At 67.5% G+C, this 18,999-nt stretch carries 18 protein-coding genes and 1 pseudogene; 1 reads left to right on the top strand and 18 read right to left on the bottom strand.

The window, feature by feature from the left end:
- Positions 1 to 4 precede the first annotated feature (4 nt).
- From QOC76_RS06175 to QOC76_RS06115, 13 genes are all read right to left on the bottom strand, one after another.
- Positions 5 to 1,999, bottom strand: a complete 1,995-nt coding sequence (locus QOC76_RS06175; RefSeq protein WP_526355259.1) for a vWA domain-containing protein — start codon at positions 1,997 to 1,999, stop codon at positions 5 to 7.
- Positions 1,992 to 3,374 carry a sigma 54-interacting transcriptional regulator gene (locus QOC76_RS06170; protein WP_526355257.1) on the bottom strand — a complete coding sequence of 461 codons (1,383 nt, stop codon included), beginning with the start codon at positions 3,372 to 3,374 and terminating at the stop codon, positions 1,992 to 1,994. The genes QOC76_RS06175 and QOC76_RS06170 overlap by 8 nt, the downstream gene beginning before the upstream one ends.
- A gap of 65 nt (positions 3,375 to 3,439) precedes the next feature.
- Positions 3,440 to 4,093, bottom strand: coding sequence for an LpqN/LpqT family lipoprotein (locus tag QOC76_RS06165; RefSeq protein ID WP_526355255.1), 654 nt, complete (start codon positions 4,091 to 4,093; stop codon positions 3,440 to 3,442).
- Between the two features lie 12 nt (positions 4,094 to 4,105).
- Positions 4,106 to 5,689 carry a bifunctional phosphoribosylaminoimidazolecarboxamide formyltransferase/IMP cyclohydrolase gene (purH, locus tag QOC76_RS06160; RefSeq protein WP_526355279.1) on the bottom strand — a complete coding sequence of 528 codons (1,584 nt, stop codon included), beginning with the start codon at positions 5,687 to 5,689 and terminating at the stop codon, positions 4,106 to 4,108.
- 14 nt (positions 5,690 to 5,703) lie between these two features.
- Positions 5,704 to 6,333, bottom strand: coding sequence for a phosphoribosylglycinamide formyltransferase (gene purN, locus QOC76_RS06155; RefSeq protein ID WP_526355253.1), 630 nt, complete (start codon positions 6,331 to 6,333; stop codon positions 5,704 to 5,706).
- Between the two features lie 9 nt (positions 6,334 to 6,342).
- Positions 6,343 to 7,869 (bottom strand): cell division protein PerM, encoded by a 1,527-nt coding sequence (locus QOC76_RS06150; RefSeq protein ID WP_526355251.1) that lies wholly within the window; start codon positions 7,867 to 7,869, stop codon positions 6,343 to 6,345.
- A 60-nt stretch (positions 7,870 to 7,929) separates the two neighbouring features.
- Entirely contained in the window at positions 7,930 to 8,793 is an 864-nt protein-coding gene (locus QOC76_RS06145) for a DUF5336 domain-containing protein (protein WP_526355249.1), read from the bottom strand.
- A 118-nt stretch (positions 8,794 to 8,911) separates the two neighbouring features.
- The gene (sfnG, locus tag QOC76_RS06140) at positions 8,912 to 10,042 is read right to left on the bottom strand and encodes a dimethylsulfone monooxygenase SfnG (protein WP_526355247.1); all 1,131 of its coding nucleotides are present in this window, start codon (positions 10,040 to 10,042) and stop codon (positions 8,912 to 8,914) included.
- A gap of 152 nt (positions 10,043 to 10,194) precedes the next feature.
- Positions 10,195 to 11,358: a type III PLP-dependent enzyme gene (locus QOC76_RS06135; protein ID WP_526355245.1), complete on the bottom strand. Its 1,164-nt coding sequence runs from the start codon at positions 11,356 to 11,358 to the stop codon at positions 10,195 to 10,197.
- Entirely contained in the window at positions 11,327 to 11,854 is a 528-nt protein-coding gene (locus QOC76_RS06130; RefSeq protein WP_526355243.1) for a hypothetical protein, read from the bottom strand. Before QOC76_RS06130 ends, QOC76_RS06135 begins: the two co-directional genes overlap by 32 nt.
- A gap of 106 nt (positions 11,855 to 11,960) precedes the next feature.
- Positions 11,961 to 12,269, bottom strand: a complete 309-nt coding sequence (locus QOC76_RS06125; protein WP_526355241.1) for a hypothetical protein — start codon at positions 12,267 to 12,269, stop codon at positions 11,961 to 11,963.
- A complete protein-coding gene (locus QOC76_RS06120) occupies positions 12,250 to 12,582 on the bottom strand; it encodes a hypothetical protein (RefSeq protein ID WP_526355239.1) in 333 nt (110 codons plus the stop codon). The genes QOC76_RS06125 and QOC76_RS06120 overlap by 20 nt, the downstream gene beginning before the upstream one ends.
- A gap of 11 nt (positions 12,583 to 12,593) precedes the next feature.
- Complete coding sequence (locus tag QOC76_RS06115; RefSeq protein ID WP_526355237.1) at positions 12,594 to 14,003, bottom strand: hypothetical protein; 1,410 nt, start codon at positions 14,001 to 14,003, stop codon at positions 12,594 to 12,596.
- 100 nt (positions 14,004 to 14,103) lie between these two features.
- On the opposite strand from QOC76_RS06115, the gene QOC76_RS06110 reads away from it, so the two are divergent.
- The gene (locus QOC76_RS06110) at positions 14,104 to 14,952 is read left to right on the top strand and encodes an LLM class F420-dependent oxidoreductase (protein WP_526355235.1); all 849 of its coding nucleotides are present in this window, start codon (positions 14,104 to 14,106) and stop codon (positions 14,950 to 14,952) included.
- Here the strand turns inward: QOC76_RS06110 and QOC76_RS06105 are convergent.
- The 5 genes and pseudogenes from QOC76_RS06105 to QOC76_RS06085 all read right to left on the bottom strand — a co-directional run.
- Positions 14,910 to 15,491 (bottom strand): TetR/AcrR family transcriptional regulator, encoded by a 582-nt coding sequence (locus QOC76_RS06105; RefSeq protein ID WP_526355277.1) that lies wholly within the window; start codon positions 15,489 to 15,491, stop codon positions 14,910 to 14,912. The genes QOC76_RS06110 and QOC76_RS06105 overlap by 43 nt on opposite strands.
- Positions 15,475 to 15,909 carry an SRPBCC family protein gene (locus QOC76_RS06100; RefSeq protein ID WP_526355233.1) on the bottom strand — a complete coding sequence of 145 codons (435 nt, stop codon included), beginning with the start codon at positions 15,907 to 15,909 and terminating at the stop codon, positions 15,475 to 15,477. The genes QOC76_RS06105 and QOC76_RS06100 overlap by 17 nt, the downstream gene beginning before the upstream one ends.
- 326 nt (positions 15,910 to 16,235) lie before the next feature.
- Positions 16,236 to 17,762: an acetyl-CoA acetyltransferase gene (locus tag QOC76_RS06095; protein WP_526355231.1), complete on the bottom strand. Its 1,527-nt coding sequence runs from the start codon at positions 17,760 to 17,762 to the stop codon at positions 16,236 to 16,238.
- A gap of 150 nt (positions 17,763 to 17,912) precedes the next feature.
- Entirely contained in the window at positions 17,913 to 18,794 is an 882-nt protein-coding gene (sucD, locus tag QOC76_RS06090; protein WP_526355229.1) for a succinate--CoA ligase subunit alpha, read from the bottom strand.
- A gap of 24 nt (positions 18,795 to 18,818) precedes the next feature.
- Positions 18,819 to 18,999 (bottom strand): annotated as a pseudogene (locus tag QOC76_RS06085) (ADP-forming succinate--CoA ligase subunit beta); the annotation flags it as partial.

Below are 18,999 nucleotides of genomic sequence, written 5' to 3'. Positions count from 1 at the left end.
CCGATCAACGGCGTCGGCGCGACCGTAGGTAGTCGCCGACAACCGCGGCGCCCAGCCCGTCCAGATCCGGCACCACAACACGTCCCTCGACGCGCCGCGCGACTTGGTCGATGAACCTCGCCAGCCCCGGATCGTTGCCCAGCCGGAAGATCGTCACCTGCGCACCAAGTCGGGCCATTTCGTCGAAACCCTTGACCGTGTGGGCGATCGTCCGCGGATGTGGCGGGTAGTCGAAGAACACCGACGCGCCATCGCCGTCGCCGAAGTTCTCGAGGTGCGCGGTCGGCTCGCCGTCCGTCACAACCAGTACCACCGGCTGGGCGTTCGGATGCCGCCGCAGGTGGCGCCCCGCCAACGCGAGTGCGTGGTGCAGGTTGGTGCCCTGCTCATACACGCCCTCCAGCCCGGTCAGCTCGGCCGCCGACACTGTCCGCGCGTAGCGGCCAAAGGCGATGACCTCCAACGCGTCCGACCGAAACCGGGTGCTTATCAGATGGTTGAGTGCCAGCGCTGTGCGCTTCATCGGCAGCCAGCGGTTCTCCATCACCATCGAAAACGACGTGTCCACCAGCAGAGCCACGGCGGACTGCTGACGAGTCTCGGTCTCCGACACCTCGACGTCGTCGACCGTGATACGGATCGGTATCTCCTCGACACCGGTACCCGCTTGTCGCAGAACAGCATTCGTCAGCGTGCGCGTGACGTTCCACGGCTCGGTGTCCCCGAACTGCCACGCCCGCGTCGCACCGGTCATCTCGCCCGCCGCCCCGGCCCGGCGCGTCTCACGTTCGCCGTGCCGGCCCGAAAGCTGCTGCGCCACATCGCGCAACGCGGTCTGCCCCAGCTGCCGCATGGCCTTCGGCGACAGCCGCCACTGCCCGTCCGACCCGCGGTCCAGGAAGCCCTGGTCCATCAGCGCCTTCTCCAGCTCGGATAGTGTGCGCGCATCGACGGCCGCCTCGTCGCCGAGCTGGCGGGCCAGCGCCTCCAGATCGACGTCCTCCATCGTCGCGCCCGCATAGCTCTGCGACAGGGCCTCCGCGAGCTGTTCGAGCTCGGCGATGTCTGACATCGCCTGCGCGCCCTCGCCCATGCCCAGCGGATTGTCGCCGGAGAAACGCGACGAGCCATTCCAGTCCTCACCCGGCCTGGCCGCCTGCAGGTGTCCGTCGAGCCGGTTGAGCGCGTTCATCAACGACGGCGATCCGAAAGCCTGCTGCGCCAACGCATCCAGCTCAGCGCGCTGGTCGGGAGACAAACTATTGCGAAAGCGCTGCGCGGCCGCGGCGCGCTGAGCCAGCGAGTCCAGCAGCTCATCGACGTTTTGCGGGTTCTCCGGGAAGAACTCGCCGTGCTTCTTCATGAAGTCGTCGAAGTCCTGCTGGGTGTCTTCGCCGCGGGAGTGCTTGTCCAGCAGGTCGTTCAGATCGTCGAGCATGTCGTTGACGCGCTGACGATCCTCGTCGGTGGCGTTCTCCATCGCCTGCTTCATCCCGGCGAACCGCTGGTCCAGCATCTCGCGGCCGAGCAGATCCTTGATCTGCTCGTACTTCTCCTTCGCCTCCTGGCTGCGCCACTCGTAGTCGGACAGCTCCTGAACGGCCTTGGCCGGCGACGGCGGCAGCGACTCGATCCGCATCTCGTTGAAACGCGCGTCATCGTCCAAAGCGCGTGCCAGTTCCTTGCGCTCGGCCAGCACAGCCTCGTCGAGCAGCTTCTTGATCTCCTGCAGCGTGCCGTCAAGGTTGTTGCGCTGCAACAGCTCCCTGCGACGGCGGTTCGCCTCGGCGGCCAGCTTGTCCGCGCCGCGCATGTTCTCCGTGCCGCGCCGCAACAGCTCCTGCAGCGCGCGACGCGGCGACGAGCCCTCCATCACGTCCTGCCCGATGGCCTCCAGCGCTTCGCGCAGATCAACCGGCGGCGCCAGCGGGTCCGGGCCGCCGGTGTAGCCGGAGTAACGGGAGGAGCGCCCAGCCCGTCGAGGCAGGCCTTTAGCCATAGACGGTTTCGCCTTCGCCGGACACCTTGTCGATCCGTTTCGCCAGATACAAAGCCTCGAGCGCCAATTCGACGGCCGCGGCACGCTGGCCGTCCGACTTCGCACCCAGCCGCTCCTGCACCTGGGCGATCGCGGGTACTTCGGGCACCGCCGCCAGCACGTCGCGCGCCGACACCCGCTCCCCGGTCGTCACCGCCGTGCCGCCCTCGATCGCAACGACCAGCGGTCCGACGTCGATGCCGCCGAGCAGCCGCTGCGCGCTGTCGGCCGTCGCGCGCCGCAACAGGTGCTCGAGCACGGCCTGCTCACGGCCCTCCTCGCCGGACTCGAATTCCAGCTTGCCGCGCAGCACGTCGATGACCGTGGCGAGGTCGACCACACGGGCCACCGGGTCCTGCTCGCCGAGAACCGCCGAACGGTGCCGTGCCGCCGCAGCAACTGTTTCGGCAGCGGCGATCGCGAACCGCGCCGACACACCCGAGCGCTGGTCGATCGACGTCGACTCGCGCAGCAGCCGTGCGAAGCGGGCAAGGATCTGCAGCAGGTACTCCGGCACCTCCGCCGCCAGATGCGCTTCCTGGCTGATGACGCCGATTTCGGCGGCCAGCGCGAGCGGGTAGTGCGTACGGATTTCGGCGCCGAACCGGTCCTTGAGCGGGGTGATGATGCGCCCGCGATTGGTGTAGTCCTCCGGGTTGGCGCTCGCGACGACGACCACGTCGAGCGGCAGCCGCAGCGTGTAGCCGCGCACCTGGATGTCGCGCTCCTCCATCACGTTGAGCATCGACACCTGGATGCGCTCGGCGAGGTCGGGCAGCTCGTTGACCGCGACGATGCCGCGGTGCGCCCGCGGAATCAACCCATAGGCGATGGTCTCCGGGTCGCCCAGGCTGCGGCCCTCGGCCACCTTGATCGGGTCGATGTCACCGACGAGGTCGGCCACGCTGGTGTCCGGGGTGGCCAGCTTCTCGAAGTAGCGCTCGCTGCGGTGCCGCCACTCGATGGGCAGGTCCTCGCCCGACTCCGCGGCCCGCCGGATCGACTCAGGCGTGATCGGCGTGTACGGGTGCTCCCCCAGCTCCGAGCCCGCGATCACAGGCGTCCACTCGTCGAGCAAGCCCGACAGGGCGCGCAGCAGCCGCGTCTTACCCTGACCGCGTTCACCGAGCAGCACGACGTCGTGGCCGGCGATCAAAGCGCGTTCCAGCTGCGGCAGCACGGTGTCCTCGAAGCCGAGAATGCCGGGCCATACGTCGCGGCCTTCGGCGAGCGCGGCCAGCAGATTCTCCCGGAGCTCGTCTTTGACGCCCCGCTCGCGATGGCCGGAAGCACGCAGCTCGCCGACGGTACGGGGCAGATCCTTAGGTGATGTCACTACTCCACGCTACGACTGCTTGCGTGTGAAGGCACTCTGTACGCCTTACGCGAACATGACGGCGCCTACGCGTGGGACGGCGGGAGCAACTGGAAGCCCGTCAGAATCGTCTCGGCGTCGCGCTGATAAGTCGGATTGTCGGCGTCGGCGCTCTGCACCGTCATCGTCATCGCGTACGTGGTGTCCTCGGTGTGCAGCACCGCGGTCAGCACCCTCGCCGGATGCGGCGGCAAGATGCCGAGCTGCGGCGTGGTGTAGTCGATGGTCTCGGCGGGCAGCTCGCAGACTGTGGTTTCGGTGATCTTCACGTCCGTCGCGCCTACCGCCGATTTCAAGGCGTCGTGCTGGGCGTCGAAAACCTCTTGTGGCTCAGCGAGTCCGCGATGGCTTTCCAGCGTGACGACCGCGGTGGGCGCGAATCCGTCCTTGACCAAGCTGTCGTTGCGCATCGTGAAGCGGATCAGCTCGGAATCCATCATCGTCACCCGCTGCCAGCCGTCCGGCCGCGGGATCTTCATGACGGGCTCTTCGTCGGTGTGACCGGGGATCGACGCCATCGGCGCCTGGACCGACGTGCAATCCGACGCCGACGCGGCCGCCTTGCCCATATCGGGGGCGGCGACCACCCGAGCGTCGCTGACGACCCGCGTGCACGACGTGCTCAGCACGACCGCGGCGGTGCCTACGATCAACGCCGCCGCACGCGCCACTATCGCCATGGCGGCAACCTATCAGTGGGCGAAGTGGCGTGCTCCCGTCACATAGAGCGTCACACCGGCCTTGGCCGCCGCCTCGGTGACGAGCTCGTCGCGCATCGAACCGCCGGGATGCACGATCGCCTTCACGCCCGCGTTGGTCAGCGTCTGCAGGCCGTCCGGGAACGGAAAGAAGGCGTCGGACGCGGCGACCGCACCGCGCACCCGCTCACCGCCGCGTTCCACCGCCAGCCGCGCCGCGTCGACGCGGTTCACCTGGCCCATGCCGACGCCGACGGTGGCGCCGTTGGCGGCGACGACGATCGCGTTGGACTTGACCGCGCGGCAGGACCGCCACGCGAAGACGAGGTCGGCGAGCGTTGCCGGATCGGCGGGTTCGCCGGTGGCCAATTTCCAGTTCACCGGGTTGTCGCCCGCCGCGTCGAGCGCGTCGCGCTGCTGCAGCAGCAGGCCGCCGCTGATCGGGCGCATTTCGATGCCGCCGACCAACGGCTCCGACGCCACCAGAACACGGATGTTCTTCTTGCGCGCAAGCACTTCCACCGCGCCGTCCTCGTAGGCGGGCGCGATGATCACCTCGGTGAAGATGTCGGCGACCGTCTCGGCCATCTCGACGCTGACGGTGGTATTGGCCGCGATGACGCCGCCGAACGCGCTCAGCGGGTCACACTCGTGGGCCTTGCGGTGGGCGTCGGCGACCGACTCCGAGGAGATCGCGATGCCGCAGGGGTTCGTGTGTTTGATGATGGCCACACACGTCTGCTCGTGATCGAAGGCAGCGCGCCAGGCGGCGTCGGCATCGGTGAAGTTGTTGTAGGACATCTCTTTTCCGTGCAGTTGCTCGGCCTGCGCCAAGCCGGGCCACGCGGTGTCGTCGCTGTAGAGCGCCGCCTGCTGATGCGGGTTCTCGCCGTAGCGCAGCACGCCGGTGCGGCGCCACGTCCCGCCGAACCAGGCGGGCAGTTTCTGCGCATGCTCCTCGGGAGCCAGCGTCTCCCCCATCCAGTTCGCGACGGCCACGTCGTACTCTGCGGTGTGGCGAAACGCCAACGACGCCAATATCTTCCGCTCCGCGAGCGTGAATCCGCCAGCGCGAACCGCCGCCAGCACCCCGTCGTAGCCGAGCGGATCGACGACCACGGCCACACTGGGATGGTTCTTCGCGGCCGCCCGGACCATCGACGGACCGCCGATGTCGATCTGCTCGACGCACTCGTCGGCGTCGGCACCCGAGGCCACCGTCTCGCTGAACGGATACAGGTTCGCCACCACGAGATCGAACGCCTCGATGCCGAGTTCCTCCAGCGCGGCGGCGTGCTCGGCCTTGCGCAGATCAGCCAGCAGACCCGCGTGGACACGCGGGTGCAGTGTCTTGACGCGGCCGTCGAGCACCTCGGGGAAACCGGTGAGCTCCTCGACCGGCGTCACCGGAACACCGGCGCCTGCAATGGTTTTGGCTGTCGAGCCGGTCGAGACGATGGCGACGCCCGCGTCATGCAGGCCCTTGGCCAGTTCGGGCAGTCCGGTTTTGTCGTAGACGCTGAGCAACGCCCGTCGAATCGGTTTGCGCCCGTCCCCCGAGGCGCTTACCGCCGGCATCGTTTCGAAGTCCGTCATCCTATGACCGCCTTTCGTCCAGTCCAGGTCACTCCGCCCGTCGCCAGTGCGGCCAGGACATCCACCAACAGTCTCCGTTCGACGACCTTGATGCGTTCGTGCAGGGTGGCCTCGTCGTCGTCGTCGAGCACCGGGACCGGTTGCTGGGCCAGGATCGGCCCGGTGTCGGTTCCCGCATCCACCAGGTGCACGCTGCATCCGCTGACCTTGACGCCGTAGGCCAGCGCGTCGGGTACGGCGTGCGCACCGGGGAAGGCGGGCAGCAGCGCCGGATGCGTATTGAGAATCCGCCCCATGTAGCGCGAAAGGAATTTGGGGCCAAGGATTTTCATGAACCCTGCCGACACGATGAGGTCGGGCTCGTGTGCCGCTGTCGCATCGGTGATCGCCGCGTCCCACGCATCCCGGTCGGGGTAGTCGCCCACCCGCACCTTGTAGCTGGGCAGCGACGCCGCCGACGCCACCTCGACGGCCCGGCAGTCGCGGTCGACGCCGACGGCGACGATGCGGGCGGGATAGTCGCCGACCGCCGACTCGAGCAGGGACTCCAGCAGCGAGCCGGTGCCGGACGCCAGCACCACCACCCGGGCCGGTGCGCTCGGGGGCACACGGAGGGGTTGCTGCACGCGACGAGCCTAATCGTCGCCCTGGCGGCGCTGATCGCCGACGGGGCCCGGCGTGGCGTCGTCGTCGTCGATGTATTCCAGGTCCTCGGGATCGGGCAGGTCGTCGTCGAAGTCGACGTTTTGGTTGGAGCTACTCGCACTTTTGCGCCCAAATGTCGGTTTGGGCGGCGGCGGGGATTCGGGTTCCGGCTCGAATACGGGCTGGAAGTCGGGCTCCGGCTCGGCCTCCGGCTCTGGCTCGGCTTCCCGCTCGGGCCCCGCCCCCGGCCCTGGCTCGGCTTCCCGCTCGGGCTCGGGCTCGGCTTCCGCCTCGGCCTCGGACTCCGCCTCGGCCTCTTCGTCGAGATCGACGTTCTGGCGGGGACTACTCGCACTTCTTCGCCCAAATGTCGGTTTGGGCGAAGACGTGGTGCGGGCGATGCCGCCCGACATCGCCAGGGTCAGCCCGCCGATCCCGACGAACCACAGGAACACCGCGGGCCCGAACGTGGCCTGATCCACCCCGAGGTGGCCGAAGTTGCCCAGCTCGCCGCCGGCTGCGTACCCGAGAAGCGCCATCGCCGCCGCGCCGACCGCGGACGCGATGACCAGCTTGCCCAGCGCGGTCAGCAGCGGCAGCGGCCGGCGGCCGCACTGCTGGCCCACCACCACCCCGGAAGCGGCCCCGACGATCAGCAGCGCCACCCACACCGGGCCCAGCGGCGGCGTCGGAACCGCCGCAAGCACCGGCAGCGCGGGAATGTCGCCGCCGAACACGGTGAACGAACTGAACGTCGCAAGCCCGACGTGGGCGCTCGATCCCACGGCGACCGCGGAGGTGCCGACGATGACGTTGGGCGCGTAGAGCGCCGACAACAACGTGAGGCTCAACTGACCGAACGCCGAGTCGGTGATCGCGTACAGCTCGTGCATCGTCGACCAGTGCACCACCAGCGACAGCGCCGTGACCGCGCCCGACAGGCCGAAAAGCGCCAGCATCCCGGCCACCGCAGGCCTGCCCGCGTCGGCCACCCACTGCGGCAGCCCAGACGCCGTCACCAGGCGTCTACCCGCGCGGGACCCGACGCCGATCACGGCGCCGATCGCGTGCACGGCCAGCACCCCGGTGAACGCCCGCAGCGCATTGGGTGTCTGCAGCTCGGTCAGCACCGACGAGGCATCGTGCACGACGGCCAGGCAGATGGCCGCGATCAGCAGCGGACCGCCCAGCGCGGACGCGACGATCCACCGGATGACGAACCAGGATCCTTGCGGCGGGGTGGCGCCCGCGGTGGTGCGCGCGGTGCCCCACACCATTGCCAAAACCGGCAGCAGCGGCATCACGCCCAGCTCGCGACCGCCGATCGAGATCGGCACCTGGTGCACGCCCAGCCACATGCTGGCGATCGCACCGAGCGCGCCCGTCATGTCGCTGTTCGCGATGAGCAACTGCAGCAGCGTCACCGCGGCGATGATGACCAACGCCACTGCCGACGGGCCGAATGCGACCCGGAACAGGTCGCGAGCCTGGCGACTGCCGACCGACCTGTTCTCCACCACTAGCGGTATAGCAGCTCTTTGCTCGCACGCGCAGTATTCACGCGCGCGAGGCTCGGACTACGACGGCGAGTTGCCGGACTGGTTCGTCGAAGAGGACGACGACTGCGGCTGCTGCTGCGAAGGCTGGGCCGTGGGCGCCGACGGGGACGCCTGCGGCTGGCCGTAGGTCGGGAAACCGGTCGGCGGAGTCGGCGGGCCGCTCTGCTGACCGGCCGCGCCGTAGCCACCACCGGAGGGCTGTCCGCCGCCCGAGTAGCCGCCGCCGTACTGGCCGGGATAAGGCTGCCGCTGCTGCGGGGCTCCACCCTGATGCGGCCCCTGCTGGCCGTAGTACTGGTTCGGCTGGCCGTACGGGCCGTAGTTCTGCTGCTCGTACTTCGGCTTGGGCGCCGGCGCCGAGATGATGCCCGAGTCCAGCAGTAGGGCGCCGATAGCAACCGCAGCCTGTAGGAACGTCAAGGCTATGACGACGTAGAGGGCCCAGCCGATGCTGACGCCCTGGGGCTTCTGGATGACTTCGGCGATCACCAGCAGGAAGGCCAGCAGCGCGACAGCGGCGATCACCCCAATGGGCGCCCGCTGTCTTGGCAGCAGGCTTGCGCCGGCGATCAGGGCGGAGACCAGCGCCGCGACGACCGCGAGGCCGAGCCCCAAAGAGGTGCCGCTGGCACTGCCCAGCTGCGGGAAGTCGGTGCTTTGGATCGTGAACTGGTCGCCGAAGCTGAACAGGTACACGAGCAGGCCGAGCACCGACACTGCGGCCAGCAGGATGAACGGCAGCTTGCTCACACCGGCGGGGGTCGATGCGGGTGTCTGCGCCTGCTGGTGCTCGATCTTGCCGAACCCCTGGGTCGGGGCGCTGAACTGTGTCGTCGGCTGTTGGCTGGGCGGATATCCGGGGCTACTGGGCGGGTAGGTCATGACCTCTCCTGCTTTTGGTTGGGCGCCGCTGCCCGCGACGCTGCGTCGGAGCGCCGTTCACGAGAATCGTGAACTCGGACCGCATAGGCGATTCGACACCACGCTAGCGCACCCTGCGTTATGCGGACACGAGCACGGCAGCGTCAGCCCAGTTGTCCTCGGCGTTCTCGATCTCGCGGACCAGCGGCAGCACCCGCGATCCGAAGTACTCGATCTCCTCCTGGAAGTGCAGGAAGCCGCCGAGGATCAGGTCCACGCCCCGTTTGCGGTACGCCGCAATGCGTTCCGCAATCTGCTCGGGCGTGCCGATCAGCTGTGTGCGGAACCCGTCGTTGTACTGCACCAAATCCTCGAACGTGGAGTCGGCCCACATGCCGCGCTTGTCGGCAGTCGAGCTGCCAGCCTGTTGTACGGCGGCTTTGAACCCCTCCACAGCGGGTCGGTTGGCCTTGTCGACGATTTCGCGCAGGGTTTCCCGCGCCTCGGCCTCGGTGTCGCGGGCGATGATGAACCCGTTCAGCCCGAACTTCACCTGCCGGCCGGCGTCCCTGGCGTGCTCGCGCACCTCGATGATCTGCTCGGTCACCCCGTCGAAGTCCTTGCCGTTGGAGAAGTACCAGTCGGCGTAGCGACCGCCGTTGCGCCGCGCCGCCGTCGAGTTGCCGCCCTGGAACAGTTCCGGGTTGGGCCGCTCCGGGGTGATGACCGGTTTCGGTTTGAGGGTGAAGTCGTGGATGCGGTAGAAGTCGCCGCGGAAATCGACGTCGTCCTCGGTCCAGATCTTGCGCAGCACCTGCAGGAACTCTGCGCTGCGGCGGTACCTCTCGTCGTGTTCGAGCCACGGCTCGCCGAGGTGGGTGAACTCGTCTTTGAACCAGCCGGAAACCACGTTGACGGCGAAGCGGCCGTTGCTCAGCTGGTCGGCCGTCGCACCCAGCTTGGCCAGTACCGCCGGCTGCCAGAGGCCGGGGTGGACGGCGGCGATCACCTTGAGGCGCTGCGTCGCCAGCAGCAGCGCCAGGCTGAAGCTGGTGGACTCGTGCTGGTACTCGGCGCCGTAGCTGGCCTCGTAGCGGACCTGCGACAGCGCATAGTCGAAGCCGTTGGCCTCGGCGGTCTGCGCCAGCTTGACGTTGTAGTCGTACCCCCAGTCGGTGCGCTGCTCGATGTCGCTTGTGACCAGGCCCCCGCTGACGTTGGGCACCCAGTACGCGAATCGGACGTGATCTGCGATGCGTTCAGTCGTCATGCTGTGCCATGACAGCAGTGCGAGGGTCAGACGTCGCGGGTAACGCTCTCGGTGAAGGAAAGTCAGCGGATTCCGATGAGGCCGATTCGACTGTGCGGCTTTGTACGCTGTTGCGGGCGTGTCGCGGACGAAACTGCATAGTCGCGGCGCAGTCACACCTCGACGACCGGGGTGGCCGGGATCCCGTTGAATCGTGACGACGTCACCGACGTGTAGGCGCCCATCATCGGGCTGACCACCACATCGCCCACGTTCAGCGTCGGCATCGGATAGTCGCGGGCGATGACGTCTGCGCTGTCGCACGTCGGCCCTGCGAGCGTCACCGGCTCGTAGCCGCTCACACCGTCGACCACTTCACGCATGGCGAGGATCGGCGGGTGCACGTCCTCGGTCATCACATTCGAATAGCTGCCGTAGATTCCGTCGTCCAGATAGTGCCATTGCCGGCCGTCGCGCACGGCGCTGCCGACCACGCTCGTCAACAGCGTCATGCTCTCGGCGACCAGGAACCGGCCCGGCTCGGCCACCAAGGTGAACTCGTCGCGCCGGTCACCGAGCACCTCGTCGACGACGGCTGCGATGGAGTCGATCGTCGGCATCGACTCACGGTAGTTCACCGGGAAGCCACCGCCGATGTCGAGGATCCGCGTTGGCACACCGAGCGTTTCGTCGATGTGGGTGATGAGCTCGAGTGTGCCTCGCAGGGCGTCCCGATACGGTTGGACGGTCGACCCCTGGCTGCCGACGTGGAAGCTGAAGCCGCCGAAGCGAACTCCCGTCGCCAGGACATGCTTGACGACCAGTTCTGCGTCGGCGGGATCGACGCCGAACTTCGTCGACAGATCCGATTTCGCCGTCGCGTTGCGGAACGCGAGCCGCACGAGCACTTCGATGTCGGTGGGTAGGTCCGCGAATTTGAGGGCTTCGAGGGGATTGTCGACGACGAAGGTGCGAATGCCGGCCATGTAGGCGTGGTCGATGTCGGTCAGCTTCTTCACCGGGTTGCTGTTGATGCAGCGGCCGAGGGGAAGGCCAAGCGCTGCAATGAGGTCGGTCTCGGCGCTGGTCGCCACGTCGAAGCCGCACCCGCTGGCCGCGACGGCGCGCAGCACCGCCGGATGGGGCGACGTCTTCACCGCGTAGTGCAGCCGGAAGCCGCTCAGATGGGAGGCCAGCAGCCGGCACTGCTCGACAACACGATAGGGATCGAGCACCAGCAGCGGTGTGCCGTGCTGCGCGATGAGCGCGCGCCAACCCTCGGTGTCGGATCGAGCACGAAGCGTGTCACGCAGTTGCAGCCGTAGTGACGGTTCCACCGTCGACCTCCTCGCTAGCAGGCCCGCGTCCCGCCAGAAGACCGTTGAAGCGCTCGTAGCTGAAGATCGCGATAACGTAGAAGCCGATGTCGGAGAGCAGCTTTCCGAAGATCCAGCCGGCGGCGACGTTGCCCAACGCGATAGGGCCGAAATAGTAGGCCAGCGGCCGGATCGCGATGCTGTCGATCAGTTCGGCGGGGCCGAACTCGATCGCCACGCTGCGGAACGCGAAGAGGTTGGCGAGCACGAGGCGCTTCATCATCGGCGCAACGTGGTAGTCGCGGTAAGCCCAGCGAACCGCACTCGTATAGGCGGCCGCGTAGTAACCGGCCGATGCGCCGATGGTCGCGGTGATGGCCGCGGCCGCCATCGAACCCGTCAACAGGTACGCGGCGGCGGCACCGCCGAGTTCGCCGACCGTGCCCGCGATTTCACACGGCAGGTAGCGACGGACCCACTCCATGAGTTTCCGGCGGGCGGTACGCCTGACCTCCATGCCTTCGAAGTGTTCTGGCCCGCGGCCGACAAGTCGCGAGTAAGCCACTACTCCACCGGCCGGGGCTGCTACCCGTGCCGAGGGTGTGCCGCCAGGGCGCCCGCCGTCAGACTGCGACGCTGACGAGGAACACAGTGCCGACGATCATTTGAGTGAGCACCGTCGCTGCGCATGCGACGAGCATGCCGCGCCCGACCATGGCGGTTGTTCCACCCGCCTTGGTCAAAAGGAACGCGACGACGGCGTTGACGAGAAGAAGCGGCACGATGACGACCAGTCCGAGGAACAGCACCAGCGACCAGGCCGTCAGGGACACGAATTCAACAATGCCGATGTTGACCATCGCGGCGACGAAACCCGCCGGACCGAACGGCCCGGCCGCCGTCAGTTGCTCGTCAGTGAATCCAGAAGACATACAACGCTCCCACGGTCGATGCGACAACTCCCGAAGCCGCCACGCTCAGGCCGATGCCGCGCAGCGCCGAGGATCGCCGACTGAAGAGCACCACGCCGACGAGCAGCGAGACGACGAGAACGATTCCGCTGGCGGTGAGCAACGCCATCCGATAGTTCTCGACGACGTCGTGCGCCGCGAACGAGCGTCCGCCGAGCAGTCGCCACGCGATGATCAGAGCACCGATAACGAATTGGACGACGACTGCGCTGGCCAGCGTGGCCACTGACCACACCCGCTCGTCGAGGCGGCGACCGCCGACAGGTGTTGACACTGATTCTCCGTTCAGAATTGGTGCGTGCCGCCGGTGGGCAGCGGAGGCACCGACGGCACATCCCACGCGGGCCCGAAAGGCGTGGCGGGCAGGGCTGTCTGCACGTCGTATGTCGGGTTGTAGCCGCCGGTGTTGAAGGGCTCCCATGCCTTCGGGCCGATCCCGACGTCGTGGTGGAACGGCAGGTTGACGGCCGGGCCCCACGGTTGTCCGGAGGCGGCGCGATCGATGAGCACGGTGCGCGTCGTGCCGTTGGGCATGTCCTGATAGACCTCCATCGACGGGTAGTCGGTCCGGGTACCGCCGACCGTCACCCCGTTGGCACCTGGGGTGAACACCAAATCGCCGTTAACGGTGACCTGGTGGCCTTCCATAGTGGTGGGATCGCGGCTGACGCCGGGCGCGAAGGGGTTCCCGGAATCGTATTGGATCCGCACGGCACCATCGGCGGTCTGGGTCACCGTGCCGGTCGGGACTCCCACCCGGCTCGCCCCGAGCGTCCCGTCGTCGTTGACCATCGTCGAGGGGTTCTGGCGCATGACCACGACGCCGTTGTCGTAGTCGATATAGGTGGTGACCTTGGTGTTCTCAGGATTGAAGTTCATGTCCGGGCCGCGTGTGTTTCCGATGTCGCTGGTCCACGGCGGCCAGCCGGTAACGCTGTCCTGTTCGATCCACTGAGAGCACCGCACCACGCCCTGACCCTCGACGGGGCGGATTCTGACGACCTTTATCTCCGGGCCAACGCCCTGGTACATCGGGTCATAGCTGTGTGGGTCCAGAACCTCGGCGGTTGACCAGTCGGACTTGGAGACCGGGTCCCGCCCGAAGATCCGCCGGAAAGCCTTGCGCTGGTTGATTCGCTTCTCTTCGTCGCTGACCGGCTTCGGGTCGCCGGGCTGCGGCCCGTCCGTGTGCGGGCTCAGCGGGACGTCGTAGCCCAGTGCGCGGGTCTGGCCGGCGATTCCGGCTACCTGCTGCTGCGTGCTTTCGAGTACGCCGTTGGCTTGCGCGGTCTGGTTTCGCAGCGCGACGAGGATCGCGCGCTGGGCGGCCGGTGACGTCGCGGTCGAAGCGGCCGCGGCGGTGGCCCGGTTCTGGGCGGCGATGTCGTCGAGGCGGGCCGCGCCGGCGCGGTTGACGGCATCGGCCCTCGCGAGGTGACTGTCGAACGCGTCGTCGGTTGTCGCCGCACCGCCGAGGCGGGCTGCCGCCCGCTGCGCGAACGATTCGTGGCTGTCACGCATCGCCCCGGAGTTCTCGCTCATCGCGGCGACGGTGCCGGTGGTCTGCTGCTGGGCCTGCCGCATCGCCGCCGCGCCGCCTGCGGCTGCACGCGTGGGCGTCGGCGCAGGGCCGAACAGGGAGCGGGCGCGACGGATGACGCCGCCGACCTCCGCGCACGCCTGAACGACGGACATGAACCAATTTTCACATTTGTGCCGGCGCTGCTTGGCCGCCGATTCCCGGCGTGGCACCCCGCCCTTGCCCCTCAGACTGGAACACGTTCTAATTCTGGGTATGGACTATGGGCTCGTGTTGTTCACCAGCGATCGAGGGATCGCTCCCGCCGCCGCCGCCAAACTGGCCGACGACCACGGATTCACCACCTTCTACGTGCCCGAGCACACGCACATCCCGATCAAGCGCGAAGCCGCGCACCCGACGACCGGCGACGAGTCGCTGCCCGACGACCGCTACATGCGCACCTTGGATCCGTGGGTCTCGCTGGGTACCGCGTGCGCGGTGACGTCGCGGGTGCGGTTGTCGACGGCGGTGGCCCTGCCCGTCGAGCACGACCCGATCACCCTCGCCAAGTCGATCGCCACGCTCGATCACCTCTCGGGCGGCCGGGTCAGCCTCGGCGTCGGATTCGGTTGGAACACAGACGAACTCGCCGACCACAAGGTGCCTCCGGGACGGCGGCGCACGATGCTGCGCGAGTACATCGAGGCCATGCGCGCACTGTGGACGCAGGAGGAGGCCGAATTCGACGGCGAGTTCGTGAAGTTCGGGCCGTCGTGGGCCTGGCCCAAGCCGGTCCAGTCCCATATCCCGGTATTGGTCGGCGCGGCGGGCACCGAGAAGAACTTCAAGTGGATCGCCCGCTCCGCCGACGGCTGGATCACCACGCCACGCGACTTCACCATCGACGAGCCGGTCAAGCTGCTGCAGGACACCTGGGCCGCCGCCGGCCGCGACGGTGCACCACAGATCGTCGCCCTCGACTTCAAGCCCGATCCCGAGAAGCTCGCGCACTGGCGGGAACTCGGCGTCACCGAGGTGCTGTTCGGCCTGCCCGACAAGTCCGAAGACGAGGTCGCCGCCTACGTCGAGCGCCTCGCGGACAAGCTGGCAGCGCTGGTCTGAACCGCGCGCAGCAACTCCACGAAGGCCTGCGCTGCGGCGTCGACGCCCTCGTCGTCGCCGGTGGCGACCAGGTCGAGCAGCAATCCGCGGGTGACGGCAAGACCGAGCCGCGCGAACGCGGGGTCGGCGCTGTGGTCGGTCTTCGCGTCAACGTCTGCGAGCCAGTTGTCGACGGCGCCCGGCATCATGCGCGCGAACGGCTGCTCGCCCTGCGCACCGCGCGCATAGCACTCGAAGAAGAGCCGCTCGAACGGCCGCAGCTCGGGCCTGCGCACGTCGGCCCACATCGCGGCCATCGCGTCGGCCGGATCGGTGGAGGCTTCGGGTAGCACGGACATCTGCCTGCACTCAACCTCATCGACGATCGACAGAAGCAGTTCGTCACGGGATCCAAAGTGGTGCAATAGCATTCGGTGACTTGTGCCGACCGCTTCGGCGATCTCACGAAGCGAGCGGTCGCCGATGCCGCCGTCGGCGAAGGCGTCGATCAGGGCGTCAAGCAGTTGCCTGCGCCGCTCGACGTCAGGACGTCGAGCCACTGCGTTGCTCACTACGCGCCTTGAGGCCCTGCGCTTCGAGTTCGAGATAGCGCTTGGTGGTGCCGCCCATCAGCCGGGCGACAAGAGATCCGACCGGGCCATGCTGGTCGAGCCGTTGCCGGACCAGCGTGCGGCCGCCCTGTGCTTCGACGTCGTGTACGGCGATGGTCCGGCCGCCGGGCGAACGCTGCTCCCACGTCCACGACTTGCCCTCGTCCAGCGCCGTGACTTCCCACACCAGCTTCGGCAGACGGGGCTGCTTGATCGCGAACCGCCTCCCCACCGCGAGGCCGGACCCGTCGAGGGCCGTCAAGGTGGTCACCGATGCTGTCCACTCCGGCCAGCGCTCGACGTCGGAGAAGACATCCCACACCACGGCCGCGGGGGCGCCGATCTCGACGGCACTGTCGGTAATCATGTACCAGATGGTACAAGCATGTGCGGGTGTGAAGTAGTGCACGGAGCGGCATTCGCGTAGTCGACTACGCGTGCCGTGCTCGGCGCACGCCGCGAGAGTCGTAGGCACGAGAGCGTCCGCATGACACAACGAGAGGGAATCTCATGCCTTCCATCAGCCCGCTGATTGCCCGCATATTCGACGATCCGCAGCCAAACCGTCGTCACAGGCGTGACCGCGAAGGCATCCGCAGCCATGCCGAGACCAAGGGCCGAGTGGCGCGGCGTCGATCACACTGACGCGGGTCCCGCGATGGTCGATCTCGACCTTCGACTGCTTGTGCGGGACTAGGCCAGGTGCGCGCGGTTGCCCTGCTCGGTAGAGGTCACAACGATGTGTGCACCGAGCGGATCGCCGTCGGACATCAAACCGACGAGATCCTCGTCATCCGCCAGCGCCATGAACCGGGAGTCGTCGGCATCGAGCCTGCCGACGATGACCCCGGTGCGGACCGGCCAGTCGTAGCGCACAGAGTAGGTCTCGACCGTCGCGGGGCCGTCAGCCTTTTCCGTCACGGCGATCGAGGGGAACGCCGCGACCTCTTCGTTGAGGGCCGCACTGCGGTCGGAACGCCATTCGACAGGAAGGGCCGAATAGATACCAACGGAGTACTTGCTCATGGTGCCGCCATTGGCGCCAACGAGGCCGAATTGGCCTGGCTTGTCGCGCATTTCGGCTACCGTCTCAGCGATGGCGTGAAGTGTATAGCTGTTGCCGGGCCCGCCGAAATAGGGCAAGCCTCCCGTCAGCGTCAACCCGCGCGGATCGTCCGCGTCGATTCCGAGGGCCTCGCACATGACGAACACCGGGAACGGGAAGCAGCTGTACAGATCGAAGGTGGCGACGTCGTCGACGCCGATTTCCGCGACGCGCAACGCTTCCCGCGCGGCATGCACAGTCGCGGGACTGGCACCGAGGTCGACGCGCTCCAGCAGCGCCTGTTCGACCATGTCGGAGTGGCCGTGCAGATACACCCACTTCTCCTCGGGCACACCAAGGCGACGCGCGGCGTCCACGGACATCATGACCGCCGCGGCGCCCTGGTTGACCTGGTCGCGGGCGACGAGCAGCCGAGGGTAGGGGTCGCAGATCATCCGGTTGTCGTCGGTGACCGTCATGATCTCGTCCACCGAGCGTTCGACGGGCGACGACGAGAATGGGTTCTTCGCAGCGGTTTTGGAGAGCGGCGCGAACAGCTCCGCCATCGCCGCCCGATAGCCGGCGACGCTCAGCCCAAGCCTGCCGCGACGCGCGTTGTCCAGCAGTCCGTACTGCACGGGCGCGCCGGTAAGGCCGTGCTTGATGGTGTATTCGCTGACGTATTGGTAGATCTGGTGGCCGCGGTCCTCTAGCTGCCCGTCGATGTGCTGGGTGAAGTCGGGCTTGTCGTCGCGCTTGGCGAAATAGCGCAGCGTCGAGCCATTTTCGGAGCCGATGATCATCACGACGTCGGCGTCGCCGTTGGCGATCGCGGTGCCGAACTCTGTGACCAGCTTCTGCGGGCCCTGCCCGCCGACCGGTTCGACGACCGAACGGGCCGGCTGCGCGCCGAGTCGTTGCATCACCGACCGTGGGTAGTTGTTCGACTTGCCGAGCGGAGCAGGCATGCCCGCCGAGATCTCGAACTGCCGCAGACCCACGACGGCGTCGACGGCCTTGGCGACATCGTGGGGATTGGCGCCGGTGTCGGCCAGCGCCGCCCTGGCTGCCTCGGTCGCCAATTCCACCGCCGACATGCCCCGGTAGCCGGGGTCGTCGATGTTCTCGGTGAACTGGCCGACGCCGACGATGACGGGTGTGCGGGGGCTGACCATTACAAACCTCCTGACGACTGTTACTTCGTCAGGCTAACCGAAATCTAGAACGTGTTCCTAATTCGGCGGCGTTCGTCACACCGCGAGCGTGCGTAGTTGTACGCGAAATACGGCGTGTCCGCGTGCAAACACGCACGCTCGCGGTGCGGACTAGAGGCCCTGCAGGATGTCGCGAGCCAGCTTTGCAGTTTCCGACGGCGTCTTGCCCACCTTGACGCCGGCGGCTTCCAGTGCTTCCTTCTTGGCGGCCGCGGTGCCCGACGAACCCGACACGATCGCACCGGCGTGGCCCATCGTCTTGCCCTCCGGCGCAGTGAATCCCGCGACGTAGCCGACGACCGGCTTGGAGACGTTGGCCTTGATGTAATCCGCGGCCCGCTCCTCGGCGTCGCCACCGATCTCGCCGATCATCACGATGACCTTGGTCTCGGGATCCTTCTCAAAGGCTTCGATGGCGTCGATGTGGGTGGTGCCGATGACGGGGTCGCCACCGATGCCGATCGCGGTGGAGAAGCCCAGATCGCGCAGCTCGTACATCATCTGGTAGGTGAGCGTGCCGGATTTCGACACCAGCCCGATCGGGCCCTTGCCCGTGATGTTGTTGGGCGTGATGCCGACCAGCGACTCACCGGGGGTGATGATGCCGGGGCAGTTCGGCCCGATCATCCGCGTCTGCTTGCCGTCCAGGTAGCTACAGACCTCCGCGGTGTCCTGCACCGGGACGCCCTCGGTGATCACCACCAGCAGCCCGATGCCCGCGTCGATCGCCTCGATGCAGGCGTCCTTGGCGAACGCCGGCGGCACGAAGGCGACCGAGACGTCTGCGCCGGTCTCGGACATCGCCTCCTTGACGGAGCCGAGCACCGGGAGCTCCTGGCCACCCAGCTCGACCGTCGTACCGGCCTTGCGGGCGTTGACGCCGCCGACGATGTTCGAGCCGGCGTCGAGCATCAGCGTCGTGTGCTTGGAGCCCATGCCACCCGTCATGCCCTGGACGATGATCTTGGAGTCCTTGTTCAGAAAGATCGACATCTCAGCTCCTGATCGCCCGTGTGTTCACTTGTCGGCGAGCTCGGCGGCCTTGTCGGCCGCGCCGTCCATCGTGTCGACGACCGTCACCAGGGGGTGGTTCAGCTCCTCGAGGATGGCGCGGCCCTTCTCGACGTTGTTGCCGTCGAGCCGGACGACCAGCGGCTTGCTCGCCTCGTCGCCGAGGATGTCCAGGGCGCCCTTGATG

It is taken from the genome of Mycobacterium sp. (assembly GCF_032159565.1).
In the GTDB taxonomy this organism is placed as follows: Bacteria; Actinomycetota; Actinomycetes; order Mycobacteriales; family Mycobacteriaceae; genus Mycobacterium.
This window is presented reverse-complemented; position numbering and strand designations above follow the sequence as displayed.

Excerpts from the sequence above, each read along its gene's own strand:
- QOC76_RS06175 (WP_526355259.1), bottom strand. The coding sequence starts at position 1,999 with ATGGCTAAAGGCCTGCCTCGACGGGCTGGGCGCTCCTCCCGTTACTCC.
- QOC76_RS06165 (WP_526355255.1), bottom strand. The coding sequence starts at position 4,093 with ATGGCGATAGTGGCGCGTGCGGCGGCGTTGATCGTAGGCACCGCCGCG.
- purH (WP_526355279.1), bottom strand. The coding sequence starts at position 5,689 with ATGCCGGCGGTAAGCGCCTCGGGGGACGGGCGCAAACCGATTCGACGG.
- QOC76_RS06145 (WP_526355249.1), bottom strand. The coding sequence starts at position 8,793 with ATGACCTACCCGCCCAGTAGCCCCGGATATCCGCCCAGCCAACAGCCG.
- sfnG (WP_526355247.1), bottom strand. The coding sequence starts at position 10,042 with ATGACGACTGAACGCATCGCAGATCACGTCCGATTCGCGTACTGGGTG.
- QOC76_RS06130 (WP_526355243.1), bottom strand. The coding sequence starts at position 11,854 with ATGGAGGTCAGGCGTACCGCCCGCCGGAAACTCATGGAGTGGGTCCGT.
- QOC76_RS06125 (WP_526355241.1), bottom strand. The coding sequence starts at position 12,269 with ATGTCTTCTGGATTCACTGACGAGCAACTGACGGCGGCCGGGCCGTTC.
- QOC76_RS06115 (WP_526355237.1), bottom strand. The coding sequence starts at position 14,003 with ATGTCCGTCGTTCAGGCGTGCGCGGAGGTCGGCGGCGTCATCCGTCGC.
- QOC76_RS06110 (WP_526355235.1), top strand. The coding sequence starts at position 14,104 with ATGGACTATGGGCTCGTGTTGTTCACCAGCGATCGAGGGATCGCTCCC.
- QOC76_RS06100 (WP_526355233.1), bottom strand. The coding sequence starts at position 15,909 with ATGATTACCGACAGTGCCGTCGAGATCGGCGCCCCCGCGGCCGTGGTG.
- QOC76_RS06095 (WP_526355231.1), bottom strand. The coding sequence starts at position 17,762 with ATGGTCAGCCCCCGCACACCCGTCATCGTCGGCGTCGGCCAGTTCACC.
- sucD (WP_526355229.1), bottom strand. The coding sequence starts at position 18,794 with ATGTCGATCTTTCTGAACAAGGACTCCAAGATCATCGTCCAGGGCATG.